Below are 16,874 nucleotides of genomic sequence, written 5' to 3' on the forward strand. Positions count from 1 at the left end.
GACAATCGATGTTTAGCAAGTTTTTTATAGACAGACCGATATTCGCAAGTGTAATCTCAATCGTTATAGTCCTTGTAGGGCTGATTTCGATACCGATGCTTCCGGTAGAAAAGACGCCGGATATCGCGCCGCCGACAATAATGATTATGACATCTTACCCTGGTGCCAGTGCTGAGGTTATCGCCGATACGGTTATAACTCCGCTTGAAGAATCTATTAACGGTGTCGATGATATGCTGTATATGTCCTCGGACAGCAGTGACAACGGTACTGGAATGATCATGATAACTTTTAAGGTCGGCACAGACATTGATATTGCCAATGTTTTAGTCCAGAACAGGGTTTCACAGGCAGAGCCGCTGCTTCCGGAAGAAGTAGTCCGCAACGGCATAACAATAAGAAAACGCTCCAGCAATATCAGTATGCTTCTGGGTTTTTATTCCCCTGACGGGCGTTATGATGATATTTATTTGAGCAATTTTATAAATTTAAAAGTCAAGGATGCGATTGCCCGCTCTGAGGGTGTCGGTGAAATCGAGGTTTTTGGTTCTAAAGACTACGGTATGCGAATCTGGCTTGATCCGACAAAACTGCGTGCCCGCGGAGTGACGGCTAATGACGTGGTAAGTGTTATTCGCCAGCAGAATATACAGGTAGCAGCCGGGCAGATAGGCGGTATGCCCAGCCCTGATGATCAACAGTTTCAATACACCATCAAGACACTCGGACGTCTCAGTACTGTCGAGCAGTTTGAAGATATCATTGTACGCAATGAACCCGGAGGCCGGCTCCTGCGAGTTGGGGATTTGGCTAGGGTAGAGCTGGGCTCGCAGGATTACTTCTGGTCGGTTAAACTCAACGGCGAGCCGGCAGTAGCGGTTGCTATCTATGCCACACCAGGTGCCAATGCGTTAGAGGTGGTCAAAGGTGTGCGGAATGTTTTAGAGGAATTATCACCCTCATTCCCCGAGGGGGTTGCGTATTCAGAGCCGTATAACCCGACACTTTTTGTTGAGGAGTCGATCAAAGAGGTTTTCTGGACATTGCTTTCAGTGATCGGGCTGGTAGTTCTGACGGTTTTTGTATTTCTTGAAGATTGGCGGGCAACGCTGATTCCGGCTGTTACAATCCCTGTCTCGCTAATCGGGACGATGGCGGTTCTACTCTCATTTGGAATGACGGTCAACACACTCTCGCTTTTCGGGCTGGTGCTTGCGATAGGCATTGTGGTCGATGATGCTGTGGTGGTTGTGGAAAACTGCGTACGTATCATAACAGATGAAAAACTCCCGCCGCGTGAAGCTGCGATCAAGGCTATGAAACAGGTTACCGGCCCGGTTGTCGCGACAACGCTTGTGCTGCTGGCGGTTTTTGTGCCCACAATATTAAGCGGCGGTATAACAGGAAAACTCTATCAGCAGTTCGCAATCACACTCTCGGTAGCGGTATGTTTTTCCACACTTAACGCTCTGACTCTGAGTCCGGCTTTGTGCAGTGTGCTGCTTCATGATTCATCTCAAAAACATGGTAAGTTTTTTGGCTGGTTTGACAGGCTCCTGCGTTCCACAACCTCTGTTTACGCTAACATTGTAAAGGTTATAGTAAGACGGACTCTTATTGTTCTGCTGTTATTCGCAATATTTACAGTATTGGCTATTACGGGGTTTGGCGCTCTGCCAACTGGGTTTTTGCCAGATGAGGACGAGGGGCTGATCATGATAGGCGTGAGGCTGCCCGACGGTGCTACTGTGCTTAGGACAGAGCAGGTTATGGGCAGGATTAACGCAATCATGCAGGAAACCGAAGGCGTGGCCAATTATGCCGCCATCAGCGGGTTTTCTCTCCTGGATTCGGCTATTGCCCCCAACGGCGGTGCCTGTTTTGTTACGTTAGAGCCCTGGGAGAAGCGGCAGGATCCGAATCTTCACGCTTCGAAGATAGCACAGAGACTTCAGGCTAAGCTCTCCCAGATACCAGATGCCTTGTGTCTGGCACTTCAGCCCCCGCCGATCCAGGGCCTTGGCATGGCAGGCGGTTTCGAAGTTCAGATACAGGACCGCGGCGGTGCCGGCGTTCATTCCTTGGCTCAGATGGGCAATGATTTTGTTCACAATGCCATGAATGATGAAGTGATCACAAGGCTCAATTCGACGCTTCAGGTGTCAGTACCCCAGCTCTATATCGATGTTGACAGGACAAAGGTGGAAACTCTGGATGTGCCGCTTAACTCTGTTTTCAGTACGCTCCAGACGTTTTTGGGCAGTACTTATGTGAATGATTTTAATATATACGGGCGAACGTTTAAGGTTATTGCCCAGGCAGAACCCCGATTCCGTGATTCCGCAGAGGATATTGGAGAGCTTGAAGTCCGTAACAGAACCGGTCAGATGCTGCCGATTAAGACCCTTGCAACGGTAAAGGATATATCGGGCCCTCAGTCTATAAAACGTTATAATATGTATCCAAGCACCACAATAACCGGTGTGCCAAAACCCGGCTACAGCTCCGGCCAGGCGATTGAGCGTGTTCGCAAAATACTGGATGAGCAGCTGCCACCGTCGATGGGGTATGAGTGGAGCGGCATGAGTCTCCAGGAGATAGAGGCCGGCGGCAAGACGGTGTATATCTTCCTGCTGGCGGCGTTGTTCGCGTATCTGTTTCTTGCGGCTCAATACGAGAGCTGGGCTATACCGCTGGCAATCGTTCTGGCTGTTCCGCTGGGGCTTCTGGGGGCGGTTGGATACACATGGCTGCGTATGATGGATAACAATATCTATATGCAGATGGGGGTTGTGCTTCTGGTCGGCGTGGTCTGCAAGACTGCGATTCTGCTGGTCGAGTTTGCCAAACAGCTTCATGAAGAAGACGGCCATTCAATTCACGAGTCAGCGGTACTGGCTGCCAGGCTCCGTTTCCGCCCGATTTTGATGACGGCGTTTACAACAGCACTTGGTATGCTGCCGCTGGTAGTTGCTACGGGTGCCGGAGCAACCGCACGCCAGGCGCTGGGAACATCGGTGTTCGGCGGTATGGTAGTTGCGACGCTGCTCGGCGTGTTTATGATACCGGTATTCTACGTTGCGGTACAGAGCTCCAAGGAAAAAGCCATTGAGCTTGAACACCATGCCATGGATGCAATCCATCACTACGATAAGGCAGAGACTGAATGGCCCCGGTAACCGCGATAAATTATAAAACAGTTTTTATAAGGGTCGGCAGATTTTTACTGCCGGCCCTTTTTTCTGGCACGTCCGAGTTTTACGGTTTTGATTTTAATTTGAGAATTTTCCCCGCAAAAATCTTGCATACAAATGCGTATTTACTTCCTGTTGCCTATTGCGGCTAAACTGTTATAATAAAGGTATGTAGTTTTGCGGCTTAAATGCGCATTGTCTTTTGGCCGCTGATCAAAAACAAAGTAAATAATTGAATGACAAGACATTACGAAAGATATTAAATGCTAAGCTCAGAAGAAATCAGAAGCAAGTTTATAGAGTTTTTCCAGGGCAAGGGCCATACTTTTGTTCCGAGCTCACCGGTTGTGCCTAACGACGACCCGACACTGCTGTTCACTAATGCCGGCATGAATCAGTTCAAGGATATCTTCCTTGGCATGAAGGCAAAAAAATGTGATTCAGCCGCTAACAGCCAGAAATGCATCAGGGTCAGCGGCAAGCATAATGACCTTGAGGAGGTCGGCGTTGATACATACCACCATACATTTTTTGAGATGCTTGGCAACTGGTCTTTTGACAGCTACTTTAAGGAAGATACGATTAAATGGGCTTGGGAGCTTCTGACAGAGGTTTATAAGATAGATCCTGATAAGCTCTGGGCGACGGTCTTTGCCGGTGACGAAACAGACGGCAGCGAATACGACGCCGAAGCGGCGCGTCTCTGGCCGCAGCTTACCGGAATCCCCAAAGAACGTGTTCTTGCCTGCGGCAAGAAAGATAACTTCTGGGAGATGGGCGATACCGGCCCCTGCGGCCCGTGCAGTGAGATACATATTGACCTTGGCCCTGAGATGTGCGATATGCAGCATGTCGAGGGGCACAAGTGTGCTGTTAATGCCGGCTGCGCACGTTTCATCGAGCTGTGGAATCTCGTTTTTATACAGTTTAACCGCGTGGCGGACGGCTCGCTTATGCCGCTGAAGGCAAAATACGTTGATACCGGCGCCGGCCTTGAACGTATATGCGCAGTGCTTCAGGGCAAAAAGAGCAATTATGATACAGATCTGTTTATGCCGATTATTAACGGCATAGAAAATCTCTCCGGCGTGAAATACACCTCATCGCTTAAATCTAAGAGCGATATCGCGATGCGTGTCATTGCCGATCATCTGCGTTCGCTCTCGTTCGCGATTACCGACGGCGCCTCCCCCGGTAATGACGGCCGCGGCTATGTTCTTCGCCGTATTCTCCGCAGGGCGTGCCGTTTTGGACGCGTGCTGAACATGCATGAGCCGTTTATTTATAAACTCGTGCCGGCGCTTGTGGATAAGATGGGCGGGGCGTTCCCCGAGTTAAAAGCCAGGAGCAGCCATGTCCAGACCGTTATACAGGCCGAGGAGGCATCTTTCGGCAGGACGCTTGACCGCGGGCTTGAGATGTTCACCCAGGCGGCAGAAAAGGCCCAAGACGGAACTATCCGCGGCGAGGACGCCTTCCAGTTGTACGATACATACGGATTCCCGCTGGATCTTACAAGCCTGATGGCGCGTGAGAGGGGGCTTTCTGTAGATACAGACGCTTTCGAGGAGCTCATGGAGCAGCAGCGAAACCGTGCCAGGGCGGCTCAGAAGTCAAACTCGATGCTCTCTGTTCTTGTCGGCATTGACCTGCCCGAGACGGATGACAGCTTAAAATACAGCTCAACAGACATAAAAGCGAAAATCATAGCAAGTGTCTGTGATGATGGTTATACGGATTCAGGCACAGTTACAACCAGCGGCGATAAGGCATCTTTGATACTGGATAAAACCTGTTTCTACGCCGAGAGCGGCGGACAAATAGGAGATGCCGGCATGATAACCAGTGACACGGGCCGGTTTATTGTTGATAAGACAACTGCCATGGGTCACTGCGTTCTCCATGAGGGCAGGGTAATCGAGGGCAGTTTTGAGATCGGCCAGGACGTGTACGCAATGGTATCGCCTGATCGGGAAGCAACACGCAAAAACCATACGGCAACGCATATACTTCAGTGGGCATTGCGGGAAGTTCTCGGGGATAGTGTTTCACAGCAGGGCAGCCTTGTAAATTCCGAGTATCTGCGGTTTGATTTTACCTGGCCCAAGGCACTTTCTCCAGAAGAGCTGCACCAGGTAGAGAAGCTGGTAAATATGCGAATCGGGATGGAGCTGCCGGTGCAGGTAGCAGTTATGCCGATAGAAGAGGCAAAAGAGCTTGGCGCGACAGCCCTTTTCGGTGAGAAATACGGCGATACGGTGCGGGTTATAAGCATTGGCGCTGCAAGCCCTGAAAGGCTCCATGAAGGTTTCAGTTTGGAGTTTTGCGGCGGCACGCATATTGACAATATAGGCCGGATCGGCGGTTTCAAGGTCGTCCGCGAAGAAAGCATATCTGCCGGTGTCCGGCGTATAACCGCGGTGACCGGACCGGCTTATAATAAATACATGGAAGAGAGAAGCGGTATTGTTGATGAGTTGACGGCACTGCTTAAGGTTCCTGCTGAGCAGGTTAGCGAGAGGGTGGCAAAACTCATAGCAGATAACAAAGAGCTGTCTAAGAAGCTCAAAACCGCTCACAAGCAGGGCGGCTCAGATGTAATGCAGGACGCCAAAAAACTGCTGGAGACCGCCGCGGAGTTTGCCGGCAGCAAGGCTGTCGTTGGTGAGCTCGCCGATGCCAAGCCCGATGACATGCGCAGCGCTATGGATATGCTCAAGAAAAAGGCACCCAGCTCTGTGATTTTCCTCGCCTCGGCGGTTGACGGCAAGGTCATGATGATTGCCGGCGTTACTGATGACCTGGTAAAGAAAGGAATTAAGGCGGGTGAGCTGGTCAGGGAGCTTGCGCCGATAGTCGGCGGCGGAGGCGGCGGCAGGCCGCAAATGGCACAGGCCGGCGGCAAAAACCCCGAAAAACTCGATGAATGCCTCAAAAAAGCCAAAGAAACCATAGCCGCAAAACTAAGTTAAATAATAAAGATGGTAATAAATCATGGACAAAAAAACACTTGAAAAATATTCCTCTGCTATAAGCCTTTCGGATATGGAAATATTTGTATTTCCCGAATTGATGTATAGTCTTGTACTGGCTAACATTATGAGTCCGGAAATGTGGAAATGGCGTGAAATCGACACGTTCCGCAAACTCGAGGGCAAAAGCCCGTACCGCCGGCTTATGCGTATGCGGCAGTTTATTATGGATGAATTTGAGTTTAACCTCGACCTGAACACCTGGGGCCTGACCGACAAGGATGTCGAGCTTGGCAGGTTCGCGGATATAATCCCTCCGGAAAAGATAGCCCAGAGCAACGCCCTGTTTGGCTACCAGGGAGACGAGTATTATTTTGATATTGGTATCCGCCGGCACTTCGGGCTGGATAAGTACAACGGCAACCTGATACCGTACTGGAAGACAGAGACCGTTGAGGCGATGAACGCCTTCCGCTACCGTGACGGCTATGCAACGGGGGCGGGTGAATGTGTTTCCCTTGCCGCGTTGTATATGGCGGCGGCGTATATCATCTGCGATATACCGCTTGAGGATATGTACATGATTCTGACGCCGCTGCATTCGCAGAATTATATCGACATAAATGACGGCGCAATAACGAATAACCGCAGAGTTGTTACTAAGGCGATGTGGTTCAACGGCACCGAGATTACCGCCAAGGCCCAGCGGGCGCTCCGCAATGAAGACGTGACGATCGTTGCTCACAATACCGGGCATATACACTGCATCTATGACACGGCGACCATCAATCCCGGGGCGTATGACAAATTCCGTGAGAAAATCACCGAATTTCTCCGCACTGAGCTTGATATGACGGTTTTCGCCAACTTCCTTCGCAACAACTGGGACTATCGCAAGAGCTTTGTTTTCTGCCGCCACATCCGCGGCGAACATAAGTACGTAAAGGCCGAGACACTCTTTTCTTATGAGCATAACAGCACGTACAATATTGACAACAGTACGCTTGATAAACTCATGGCAGAGGTTGACGGCGAGGATTTCTACCTTGATAAGCCCCAGGAGCGTATATGTATCGAGCAGTTTATGAAGTTTGTCCGCAAGATGAAGATTGATCTCGATGATGATGAAAGTTCAGAAAAGCTGGCGCTGTATCTTGGCGAAAAGATAGATAATTCCGCTGATTTTGTACGAGACCTAAGGGAGTTTACCCGATTTGAGCCTGTATTGCCCGATAAAAACAAGAAATATGTCTCTCAGAGCTCTGTTGATATAAGGGCGGGTATGAGCCGCGAGGAGATTATAGATTATCTTCGGGCTATCAGGAACGATAACCAGCTTGCCGACCTGGCGTTCTTTGCTTACCGTGAAGCCGACGGCTGGGACTGGGAACCGTTTATAAAGGCATCGATCGAGCGCTGCCCTGTATCCGTAGAGAAATGCAAAAAAATGGATATAGAAGAAGTCTGTAAAATGCTCACAGGCATGGAAAACAAATCTATCTATTGCTGCAAGCGGCTGGCTCACCCGGACGAGGTGATCAATTACAGCCGCGGCGACGGAATCGAAAAGGCGTTTACTCTTGCAAACATAATCCGCAGCCGCACGCCCGAAACCGCTCTGTCGGTAGAAATTGACGGCGAATCAGTAACACTCTTCGCCGGCGAAGATGAGTTTGAGTTCTATTCCACGAAGAACATAACCGACAGGGTAGAATTTTGATACCGGGGATTGCTGGAAATAAAAATGAGAAATCCCGTATAATGCTGACGAATCTCCGGTTAAGGTGAGCCATGAAGGTTGAAGAGCTTGATTTTGAATTGCCGCAGGAGCTGATAGCTCAAATGCCGGCAGAGAATCGCAGCGAATCGCGATTGCTGGTACTCAACCGCAAAACCGGCGATATATCTGACCGCAGATTCAGCGGTATCGCGGAATATCTGTTTCCTGGTGATTGTCTCGTGCTAAATGATACAAAAGTTCTGCCGGCGAGATTCTTTGCACGGCGCACGACAGGGGCCTCGCTTGAGGGGTTGTATCTGGATATGAGCGGCGGGGGGCTCTGGCATGTGATGCTGAAAAATTCACGCAAGCTCAAAGAAGGCGAAGTCTTTGATTTGTTGTCTTCACATGGCAGCGTTTTCTGTAAGATTCTGGCAGAGAGGCGTTTAGATGATGGAACATGGCATATAAGGCCTCAATCTGATTTGCCGGCAGAGAAGCTGCTTGAACATATCGGTTATGCACCTCTGCCGCCGTACATCAAACGCAGCCGCGGCGGAGAGAAACCCGATTATGACCGGCAGCGTTATCAGACGGTTTATGCCAGACAAAGCGGTGCGGTTGCCGCTCCAACGGCCGGTCTTCACTTTACAGACGAGCTTCTTAACAGGCTTGACGAGAAGGGGATAAGCAGGGCGCATGTTACTCTGCACGTAGGTGCCGGCACATTCAAGCCGGTTACCGCCGACAACCTCGAGGATCATGAAATCCACAGCGAGCGGTTTGAGATAGACGCCCAAAACGCCGATATTATAAACCGCACACACCAGGCGGGCGGGCGGATAGTTGCCGTCGGAACGACTTCGGTGAGGACGCTGGAAACCGTTGCCCAAAGCGGCGGGATTCACGCGGCAAGCGGCGATACACGTCTTTTTATCATGCCGGGGTTTGAATACAGGGCGGTTGACGCGATGATAACAAATTTTCATCTGCCCAAGTCAACCCTGCTGGCACTGGTGGGGGCTTTTGCCGGAATGGATAATATTAAAAACGCCTATACTCACGCCGTAAAAGAGCGGTATCATTTTTTCTCCTACGGTGACGCGATGCTGATTTATTGAGCAGCTCTGTTTGAACATGCCTGATTTCGTTAGCCGTTTTAATTCACTTTGGCGTTAAATTCATCTATATTGAATGCCATTTATGTTTATTTATATGTCATTTTGTCACTCTGGCAGGCATTTCAGCCTGAGACAGTTTGATTTGTCTTATTGTAAGTTTTTGAAAATAAAGATATTACATAAATAGTCTTCTTTTGGCACGCTGTTTGCAATATGTAAAACAGAGTTTAGTAAATATGTAACAAAATGTTAACACTAAATAAAGGAGACATATTATGAACAGAGTAGTACCATTTAACTCAAAGAAAGGTCTGGGACTTGTTCCCGGCGGATTGTTTAAAAGTTTTGACGACATCTTTGACGACTTTTTCACCGGCTTCAACGCTCCTGATCAGCCTCGTGCATTTGTGCCGAGTGTTGACATGAACGATGAGGAAAAGGAAGTCGTCCTGACTGCTGAGCTTCCGGGCATCGATGACAAGGACATAAAGCTGTCTGTTCACGGAGATCACATTGTACTTGAGGGCGAGAAGAAGACAGAAACAAAATCCGAGAAAGACGGCTGGAAACATACAGAACGGAGCTTCGGTTCATTCAGGCGAGTGCTTCCGCTGCCTGCGAAAGTCGATGACGCCAAAGCCAAGGCTGAGTTTAAAGACGGTATTCTGACGGTGCATCTGCCCAAAACAGCTCCAGATGATGGTGCTAAAAACATCGCCATTAAACGAATCAGCTAAAAAACACTTTTTACACACAATGTTCAATAACCCCATATACAGGGCGGGAAGGAAACTTTCCGCCCTTTTTTTCGGCGTGAAGGTCAGTCTCCCGTCATGATGTTAATATAAATATAACTTGATTTTAGCGGCATAGTTTATAATATTCATGTGAAATTATTATTCTTTCTTAACATTTGTAAGTTATATCTTTATTGGAGACAAAGTTTTGAAAAAGTCATTATTTGTTTTACTGGTGTTTTGGGCCGTTTTTTCCGGTTATTCGGAGACGGTGAGAGTCGCGACTTACAATATTGAGCATTTTATGAGAATGTTTGATCAGCAGAAGATGCCTGAAAGATCCCGTAATATGACGGAATTGTACAGTGATGAGGAAGACGTTTACGAAGTCGCCGCGGTTATCAAATCAAAAGATTTCAACGCCGACATAATCGCCATACAGGAATGCTGCGATGAGCAAATGCTTGAGCTGTTCGTGAAGAAATGGCTCGACGGCGAATATGAATACGCCAAGGTCTCTTACGGCAACACAGATGGTCAGTATCTTGGCTTTCTCGTACGTAAAGGCTGGTCTGTAAGAGATTTCAGGGAGTATGTCGATATAAAGGATCCGGCAGATGACCGCTCGCTCAGGAGCTTTAAGGAGCGGGAGGGCAAAGATTTTTTCGATTTCCTTTTCAGCCGCGGCCCTGCGTTTATACTTGTGGAAAGCCCCGGCGGCACCAGTTTCTGGGTGGGCTGCACACATGTAAAAAGCAAATACGGCAACAACGAGGCGGTTACCAAATGGCGGCTGCGTGAGATAGATAAGACCCGTCAAATCTGCGCGGAGCTGCTGGCAGGAGGAAAAACTGATAAGCTGGTGATTCTTGGTGATTTCAACGATACAATCGGAATGGATAAATATGAAAAGATCGTCGGTGCCGATGTCGTGATGAGAATGACAGAGGGCAGCGGCGGCGAAGAGCTGAAGATGCTCACCCGCAAGCTCAGCGATTCGGGCAAGGCCAGCTATCATTGCGAGTTCAAGCCCCGGTATTACCGCGGCTTTCTTGACCATGTGTTCGCTTCGCCGGCCATGGCGGAGTGTTTTGAATCGGCTTTAATGGTAGAATCCCCCGTCGCCGCTGTTGCAAGCGACCATTATCCGGTTGTCTGCGAGTTCGAGTTTGAATAAGAATATCTAATCAATTGCTGAAAGGTTTTGTAAATGTTATCATTAAAAAATATGCTTCTGGGCTGTGCGGCAGCAGCTGTGTTTGTTGTAAGTGTTATAATGACCGGCTGCGGCGGCGATTCCGGCCCCGAGCCGGACAACAAGGTTGTGATACTGTGCCCGCATGACGAAAATGTAAAGTACGAATTCAAAAAGGCTTTCGAGCAGTGGCACCTTGAGAAATTCTCATCGCCGGCAACAGTGGAATGGCGTGATGTCGGCGGCGGCGGAAGCACGATGCTCAACTATATCCGCAATGTCTATGAACGCAGTGACAGCTCAATGGTGGATATTCTTTGGGGAGCCGGCGAGAGTCCGCACATGTACCTGGCAGAAGAAGGTCTTTTGACGAAGTACACTCCCTCGCAGGGTTATTTTGACAATGTCCCGGCAACTTTCAGCGGGATGCGGCTTTATGATGCCGACCATCTCTGGTTTGGCACAGTTGTCAGCAGTTTCGGCTTCATTTACAACAAAGAGCTTCTTGAGAAGGCCGGCCTTGAAGAGCCCAGCAGCTGGAAAGATATCGGCAGTCCAGAGTTTTTCGACCATGTAGTGCTTGCCGACCCGAGCCAGTCCGCTTCTATCGCGGCGGCATACGAGATGGTAGTGCAGTCAGAAGATACCTGGCAAAAAGGCTGGGCGAAACTGCTTGCGGTCCTCGGCAATGCCAAGAAGTTCACCGCCAGCAGCGGGGCGGCAGTAAATGCGCCGGTACTTGGTGAAGCGATAGCCGCGGCGTGTATCGACTATTACGGTATGATCCGCGTCTCCAGGACACCTGATATTCTCGGCTACGTCAGTCCTGAAGGCGGAACAGGTTTCACGCCGGATCCGATATCGATACTGAAAAACCCAGCGCATCCGCAGACCGCACGCAGGTTTGTTGATTTTGTCCTTAGCATTGAAGGCCAGCGGCTCTGGGCGCTTCCGGCGGGGCACGAATTCGGCCCGGAGCTGAACTGTCTCAACAGGCCGCCTGTACGGAAAGATTTCTATACCGCTTACGGGCAGGATATTCCAAAGTGGATCGTTCGCCCTTATGAAATGGGTACAACGCTTGAGATTGATGAACAGCTTCGAATTGAGCGGTATGATGTTCTCGTCCAGCTTGTCCGGGCAGCAGCGGTAAACAATGCACCGCTGCTAAAAGATGCAAAAAAGAAGATTGTCGAGACCGGCTCAAAAGAGCTCGAAGAGCTTTTTGTTAAACTGCCCGACAATGCCGACACATTAGACGAGGTACGCGGTCTTCATGAAGCCATGCAGGACGATACGTTCCGTGATAAGGTTATTAACGAATGGGTGTCATTTTTCAGCGATAAATACAAGGCGATTATCGACGCGAAGTAATATTGGGCTACAGTGTTGACATTTCAATATTGTCAAAATTGCGGCGGTAATATTCCATATATTTGACTTTTCTCTCGAGTGAGTCTATGACCGCGTCATTGAAATTGACTTTCTCAAATTTCTGTGCGCTGCCGAGCCCGCCGGGGCTGAATACATTTATTTCCATGAGTTTGTCGCCGACTATATCCAGACCTACCAGGAACATTCCGTCCTGTACGAGTTTTGGCCGTACTATTTCGGCAACTCTTAAATGCTGTTCTGTGATTTCGGCCCTTTTTAGAGAGCCTCCCGCGTGGATATTGCTTCGTATGTCATCGCCGGCGCGAACCCTGCAGAATGCTGCATATTTGCCCTTGTGCCGCAAAGGCATCCCGTTGAGCAGGAACATACGCGTGTCTCCCTCGGCTGCCTTGGGCAGGTATTCCTGTGCTATCACATAGCCGTCGCGGCTTACCGATTCCACTATCTGGTTGATGTTGTAAAAATTATCCTTGCTGATAAGGAACACACCCGAGCCGCCGGAGCCCTGAAGCGGTTTCAGCACAGCCGTTCCGCCTTCGTCTCGTATGAAACGTCTTATTTCATTTCTGTCGCGGCTTATAATAGTGCGGGGGCGGACTTCTTCGGGGAACATCTGGAAGTACATTTTATTCATTGCTCTCGAAAGGGCATTGGGGTCATTGAGCACGATAACGCCGTTGCGCATCGCGGCCCTGCCGAAAATGATGCCCGCCATCTGTGCCCATGAGCGTGTGCCCGTGTCATTAGAAGGGTCATTTCTGAGCATCAGTACATCGAGGTCGTCAACTACAATGCGTTTTTTTACAGCTTTTGTTCCCTGGATTTCGTTTAGAAAATTCTTTGTGGAACTGTATTTTTTCTTCGTTACAGACCAAGCGCGGGCATGAACCTGGTCGTCAATGTCATAGTCAAAGTCTCCGGCGCCTATGAACCATATCTGGTGCCCCCTGTTATGGGCCGTCATCGCCATTCTGACAGTTGTATATCCGGCGTGTTCAGTTGAAACATCGTTTACCATAAAGCCTATACGCATAATTATCTCCAGTTAACCATTTGTTTTAAATCAAGACCGTTTCTAAGAGCCGAGAGTTTTTTTTCGATGTCGGCAGATTGCATATACCGAGGTGTCAGCGGCGGCTTTTTCAATATCTCCCGAGCCTGCAAGTCCTCGATCATTGGTACGTGTTCCAGGGCAATCTTGCCGCAAAACAGTGTGTCGATTTTACGGCCCTGTTTGAGGTATGCAAGTAATTTTATCAAACCTCGAAGATAAATTGCATCTTTTATCAAACCGCCGCCTCTGAAGATTCTGGCAGTAATGATAAAGGATGTCTTGTTTTCAAACCCGTATTCGTATTTGAGCTTGTGAAAAACTTCTATAAACCCTTCTCCTTTCTGCATTTTATGGGCGGCAATAACCCTGCCGGCCAAAAGCCGCAGCCGGTTGGGGTTGAGCTGGCCGACAAGGAATTCCGACAGTACCGCCAGTCCTTCCTGGAGTTCGTCGTAGCCTGCCAGTCCGCAGTACAACTGCTCAAAAGGCTGTGATTTTCCGTTGTAGTATGTCAGTATGTGTGTTCCAACCTCATGGCTGAGCAGGGCTTCTACCCGTGAGAGTGGTATCTTTATGTCCTCGGAGACGAGAAGACTGCCCTTTGATACCAGCAGACCTACTGTGTCCTGCCTTATTTCTACCCTGCTGTTAAGCTGTGGGTATGCCTCTTTGTATGCGGCAATTTCTTCTCTTGCACGCAAGGCAAACGCTTCGCTGTTGAGATTTTTTCTGCTGCCGCTGCGTTTTGATTTTTTGTCACTGAAAAAGTCCAGAAGTTCCTGGGCTGTGCCGGCGAGTTCATCGGAAACCCTGCCGTAGAGCTGAAGTGAGCCGTAGTAAAATTCTTTCCTGCCGCGATCCCAGAGCAGTGAGAGCTGGCGGTCGAGCTCTTTGCGTTTTTCCTGGAAAAGATAGCTCAGGGTAGCGTCTTCTACTTTTTCCAAAGGGATCTTATAGAGGGCTCTCTTCAATATTGCAGGGTCAATGGGGTGAGGGCGGTAATAGAAAACAGGCACTCGCTCGTAATGATATTTCCTGAACGACTTCCAGGCCTTTGCGACATTTACCGGCGTTACCTGGAGCAGGAAGTCGAATGACTGGCTGATTTGGGCTAACTTTTTGTCAGCGTCCCAGACAGACTTTACAAAAGACCTTTGCCCCAGCGACATGTAATTTGCTATGTTTCGGTTGGTTCGGTTTCTGGTGAACTCGAAAGCGCACTTTTTGAAAGCGGTTGATAACCCCCTGTGCAGCCTGCGTATCAAAAGCGGGAATACCTCGTTTGTTTCAGGGTCGCGGTAAATCGGGCTTATCTCCAGGCCGATAGAGAAACAGTTCAGGTTTTTGGCTGTTGTCTGCGAGATGACTTTATGAGCAGTGTTTTTTTGCCCTGCATCCTGGAAAATGACTTCGACGTTTGCTGTTCGTTTGAGTATTTTTATGTTTCGAAGAGATCTTTCCAGTGCCTGCAGGGCTTCGCTGGGGGGGCTGAGCCGGGAAGCAATGATCTTGAACGATGGGCGGTGAATCTCCAAATCGTTGAGAAGCCGGCTCTCTTTGGACTCTGCTGACCACACATTTATTATAAGGCAGGCATCGTACTCTGTTGAGATGAACTTTACCAGCTCATTTATCAGCCTGGTCAGCCCTGAGCCGGTTTTCTCCGGAGGGGGAGCTATCAGGTATGAAGCCTCGCCTTTAATGAGTTTTTCGGTGCCGTTATCGTTGTTCCCGGCGGGTTTTTTATATACTATCAAAAACGGCAGGCACCTGTCGATGTGAAGCCGTCCGCCGCCGGGTATAACCCGTCTTATACGTTTGCCGTCTTTTAACGACTGAATTATTTTGTCCGTGAACTCACGGCTGATTTTGCTTTTGGCCATATTTCATTCCTTGCTGACAGATAGCTCACGGCAGATTCCCCTGCTTGTTATATGCAGGGCGTTTTTAATGTCTTCGAATATTTCCGGGTATAACTGCCCGGACCACTCGTCCATAAATATTTTTTTTATTTCTATCGCCAGACAGCAGCCGGTCTGCGGGAATGTTTCGTGTATCCATTTCGAAAAATATCCGCCTTTGAACCGGATGTTCTCTCTTACATCGAGCGGTCTGCCGCCGGCTCTCTGCGAGGATGCGTCCCGGATAAACCTCTCGATTATGTTTGACCATAAAGCTCTGTTCATATTACCTGTGCCCAGGTTTATATCCGGATTATCCCTCTGCGGGGCAGGATCAACGCCGGATCCGTCTCTGCGGTGGCAGTACGAGTGGATGTCCAGCACGACGAATCTGCCGTATCCGGCTTCGATCTCTTTGAAGAATTTATGTGCCCTGCGGTAAAACAAGTCGTACTTTTCAAGAGAACTGCTTATAATATCCTGGTTTACATCATCTTTCCAGACTTTCAGCCCCCAGGCATCTTCCGGCTTTATGTAAACAGCTTTCTCTCTTGGCCGGTTCAGGTCAACCTCGAATCGGGAATAATTTGCAATGATTCTATTCCGGCATATCCGGGCGAAAATTCCGGTATATGGGTCTTCTTCGCGAAGACGCTCATCTTCACTTATAGCTATCGTAGAAACGGCCTGCGGGCTGACGAAGTGCCCGTCATGTATCGCGGCGGCAACCACCGGGCCGCCGCCGCGTTCAATTTTGCAGATATCATATTCCATACAGCATAAATTACCAGCAGAGAGCTCAAATTGCCACAAAAACATTTGCCGATTTGATGATATTTTTGCTTTCTGCGGTCAGTCTCAGATGAAATACGGAGCTGCTCAGACTTCTTCTACCTGATGGGGCAGGTGTTCGAGTGGGCAGCCCTGGCATTTTGGTCTGGGTTTGCAGTGATTTTTGCCGACTTCTACAATCAGAGCATGAAACTCGTTGTAGATTTTTAAATCGGGTTCAATGGATGATTGTACCAGCTCCTGGATCTGGTGGTAGTCGGCATATTCATCTATCAGCATGTGCCTTCCGAATACCCTGGCAGTGTATGCGTCAACGACGAAAATCGGCCTGTTAAACGCGTAAAGCATTATGGAGTCGGCAGTTTCAGGCCCAACGCCCTTAACGGCGAGCAGCTCTTCGCGCAGCTGCCAGTCTGGCAGGGCTGAGATGCTTTCCATGCCGGCGCTGTAATTCTCCACCATCCAGTCAAGGAGATTTTTCAGCCTTGCCGCCTTTATATTGTAATATCCCGCCGGACGTATCAGCTCGGCGAGTTGTTCCCGCGGCAGCTCATGGAGCTTAATCGGGGTCATTACATCAGCCGTTTTGAGGTTTTTTATGGCTTTTTCGACATTTTTCCAGTTTGTATTTTGCGTAAGAATCGCTCCGACTATTACCTCAAATCCGTCAACGGCCGGCCACCAGTCGCGGTTTCCGTAAGCGGCGTGAAGACTTAAATAAATATTTCTTATAGTTTCTGAGCTTGACATTGTAGAATAAGTACCTTATTTAATAATAAATATTTGAGTACAT

The 16,874-nt window shown here is 49.1% G+C and carries 11 protein-coding genes; 7 read left to right on the forward strand and 4 right to left on the reverse strand.

Going from position 1 to position 16,874, the window contains the following annotated elements; genetic code table 11:
- The first annotated feature begins 8 nt into the window (after positions 1 to 8).
- The 7 genes from SMSP2_RS00100 to SMSP2_RS00130 all read left to right on the forward strand — a co-directional run bounded on the left by SMSP2_RS00100 (position 9) and on the right by SMSP2_RS00130 (position 12,313).
- Entirely contained in the window at positions 9 to 3,179 is a 3,171-nt protein-coding gene (locus SMSP2_RS00100; RefSeq protein ID WP_146682004.1) for an efflux RND transporter permease subunit, read from the forward strand.
- Positions 3,180 to 3,457: 278 nt separating this feature from the next.
- Positions 3,458 to 6,166, forward strand: coding sequence for an alanine--tRNA ligase (gene alaS, locus SMSP2_RS00105; protein ID WP_146682005.1), 2,709 nt, complete (start codon positions 3,458 to 3,460; stop codon positions 6,164 to 6,166).
- 22 nt (positions 6,167 to 6,188) lie between these two features.
- Positions 6,189 to 7,886: a hypothetical protein gene (locus SMSP2_RS00110; RefSeq protein ID WP_146682006.1), complete on the forward strand. Its 1,698-nt coding sequence runs from the start codon at positions 6,189 to 6,191 to the stop codon at positions 7,884 to 7,886.
- A gap of 71 nt (positions 7,887 to 7,957) precedes the next feature.
- The gene (gene queA, locus SMSP2_RS00115; RefSeq protein WP_146682007.1) at positions 7,958 to 9,007 is read left to right on the forward strand and encodes a tRNA preQ1(34) S-adenosylmethionine ribosyltransferase-isomerase QueA; all 1,050 of its coding nucleotides are present in this window, start codon (positions 7,958 to 7,960) and stop codon (positions 9,005 to 9,007) included.
- 275 nt (positions 9,008 to 9,282) lie between these two features.
- Positions 9,283 to 9,744, forward strand: a complete 462-nt coding sequence (locus SMSP2_RS00120; RefSeq protein ID WP_146682008.1) for an Hsp20/alpha crystallin family protein — start codon at positions 9,283 to 9,285, stop codon at positions 9,742 to 9,744.
- A gap of 271 nt (positions 9,745 to 10,015) precedes the next feature.
- Positions 10,016 to 10,921 carry an endonuclease/exonuclease/phosphatase family protein gene (locus SMSP2_RS00125; protein ID WP_257787952.1) on the forward strand — a complete coding sequence of 302 codons (906 nt, stop codon included), beginning with the start codon at positions 10,016 to 10,018 and terminating at the stop codon, positions 10,919 to 10,921.
- A 33-nt stretch (positions 10,922 to 10,954) separates the two neighbouring features.
- Positions 10,955 to 12,313 (forward strand): ABC transporter substrate-binding protein, encoded by a 1,359-nt coding sequence (locus tag SMSP2_RS00130; protein WP_146682010.1) that lies wholly within the window; start codon positions 10,955 to 10,957, stop codon positions 12,311 to 12,313.
- A gap of 7 nt (positions 12,314 to 12,320) precedes the next feature.
- On the opposite strand, the gene SMSP2_RS00135 is transcribed toward SMSP2_RS00130, so the two are convergent.
- The 4 genes from SMSP2_RS00135 to SMSP2_RS00150 all read right to left on the reverse strand — a co-directional run bounded on the left by SMSP2_RS00135 (position 12,321) and on the right by SMSP2_RS00150 (position 16,831).
- Complete coding sequence (locus tag SMSP2_RS00135) at positions 12,321 to 13,367, reverse strand: glutathione synthase (RefSeq protein ID WP_146682011.1); 1,047 nt, start codon at positions 13,365 to 13,367, stop codon at positions 12,321 to 12,323.
- 2 nt (positions 13,368 to 13,369) lie between these two features.
- A complete protein-coding gene (locus SMSP2_RS00140) occupies positions 13,370 to 15,271 on the reverse strand; it encodes a flavohemoglobin expression-modulating QEGLA motif protein (protein ID WP_146682012.1) in 1,902 nt (633 codons plus the stop codon).
- Between the two features lie 3 nt (positions 15,272 to 15,274).
- On the reverse strand, positions 15,275 to 16,063 hold the full coding sequence (locus SMSP2_RS00145; protein ID WP_146682013.1) for an N-formylglutamate amidohydrolase: 789 nt from the start codon (positions 16,061 to 16,063) through the stop codon (positions 15,275 to 15,277).
- A gap of 105 nt (positions 16,064 to 16,168) precedes the next feature.
- Positions 16,169 to 16,831, reverse strand: coding sequence for an endonuclease III domain-containing protein (locus SMSP2_RS00150; RefSeq protein WP_146682014.1), 663 nt, complete (start codon positions 16,829 to 16,831; stop codon positions 16,169 to 16,171).
- Between the last annotated feature and the right edge of the window lie 43 nt (positions 16,832 to 16,874).

The sequence above is a fragment of the Limihaloglobus sulfuriphilus genome (genome assembly GCF_001999965.1).
Taxonomy (GTDB): domain Bacteria; phylum Planctomycetota; class Phycisphaerae; order Sedimentisphaerales; family Sedimentisphaeraceae; genus Limihaloglobus; species Limihaloglobus sulfuriphilus.

Coding starts and splice junctions, on each gene's coding strand:
- SMSP2_RS00130 (WP_146682010.1), top strand. CDS start 10,955: ATGTTATCATTAAAAAATATGCTTCTGGGCTGTGCGGCAGCAGCTGTG.
- SMSP2_RS00120 (WP_146682008.1), top strand. CDS start 9,283: ATGAACAGAGTAGTACCATTTAACTCAAAGAAAGGTCTGGGACTTGTT.
- queA (WP_146682007.1), top strand. CDS start 7,958: ATGAAGGTTGAAGAGCTTGATTTTGAATTGCCGCAGGAGCTGATAGCT.
- alaS (WP_146682005.1), top strand. CDS start 3,458: ATGCTAAGCTCAGAAGAAATCAGAAGCAAGTTTATAGAGTTTTTCCAG.
- SMSP2_RS00140 (WP_146682012.1), bottom strand. CDS start 15,271: ATGGCCAAAAGCAAAATCAGCCGTGAGTTCACGGACAAAATAATTCAG.
- SMSP2_RS00150 (WP_146682014.1), bottom strand. CDS start 16,831: ATGTCAAGCTCAGAAACTATAAGAAATATTTATTTAAGTCTTCACGCC.
- SMSP2_RS00110 (WP_146682006.1), top strand. CDS start 6,189: ATGGACAAAAAAACACTTGAAAAATATTCCTCTGCTATAAGCCTTTCG.
- SMSP2_RS00145 (WP_146682013.1), bottom strand. CDS start 16,063: ATGGAATATGATATCTGCAAAATTGAACGCGGCGGCGGCCCGGTGGTT.
- SMSP2_RS00135 (WP_146682011.1), bottom strand. CDS start 13,367: ATGCGTATAGGCTTTATGGTAAACGATGTTTCAACTGAACACGCCGGA.
- SMSP2_RS00100 (WP_146682004.1), top strand. CDS start 9: ATGTTTAGCAAGTTTTTTATAGACAGACCGATATTCGCAAGTGTAATC.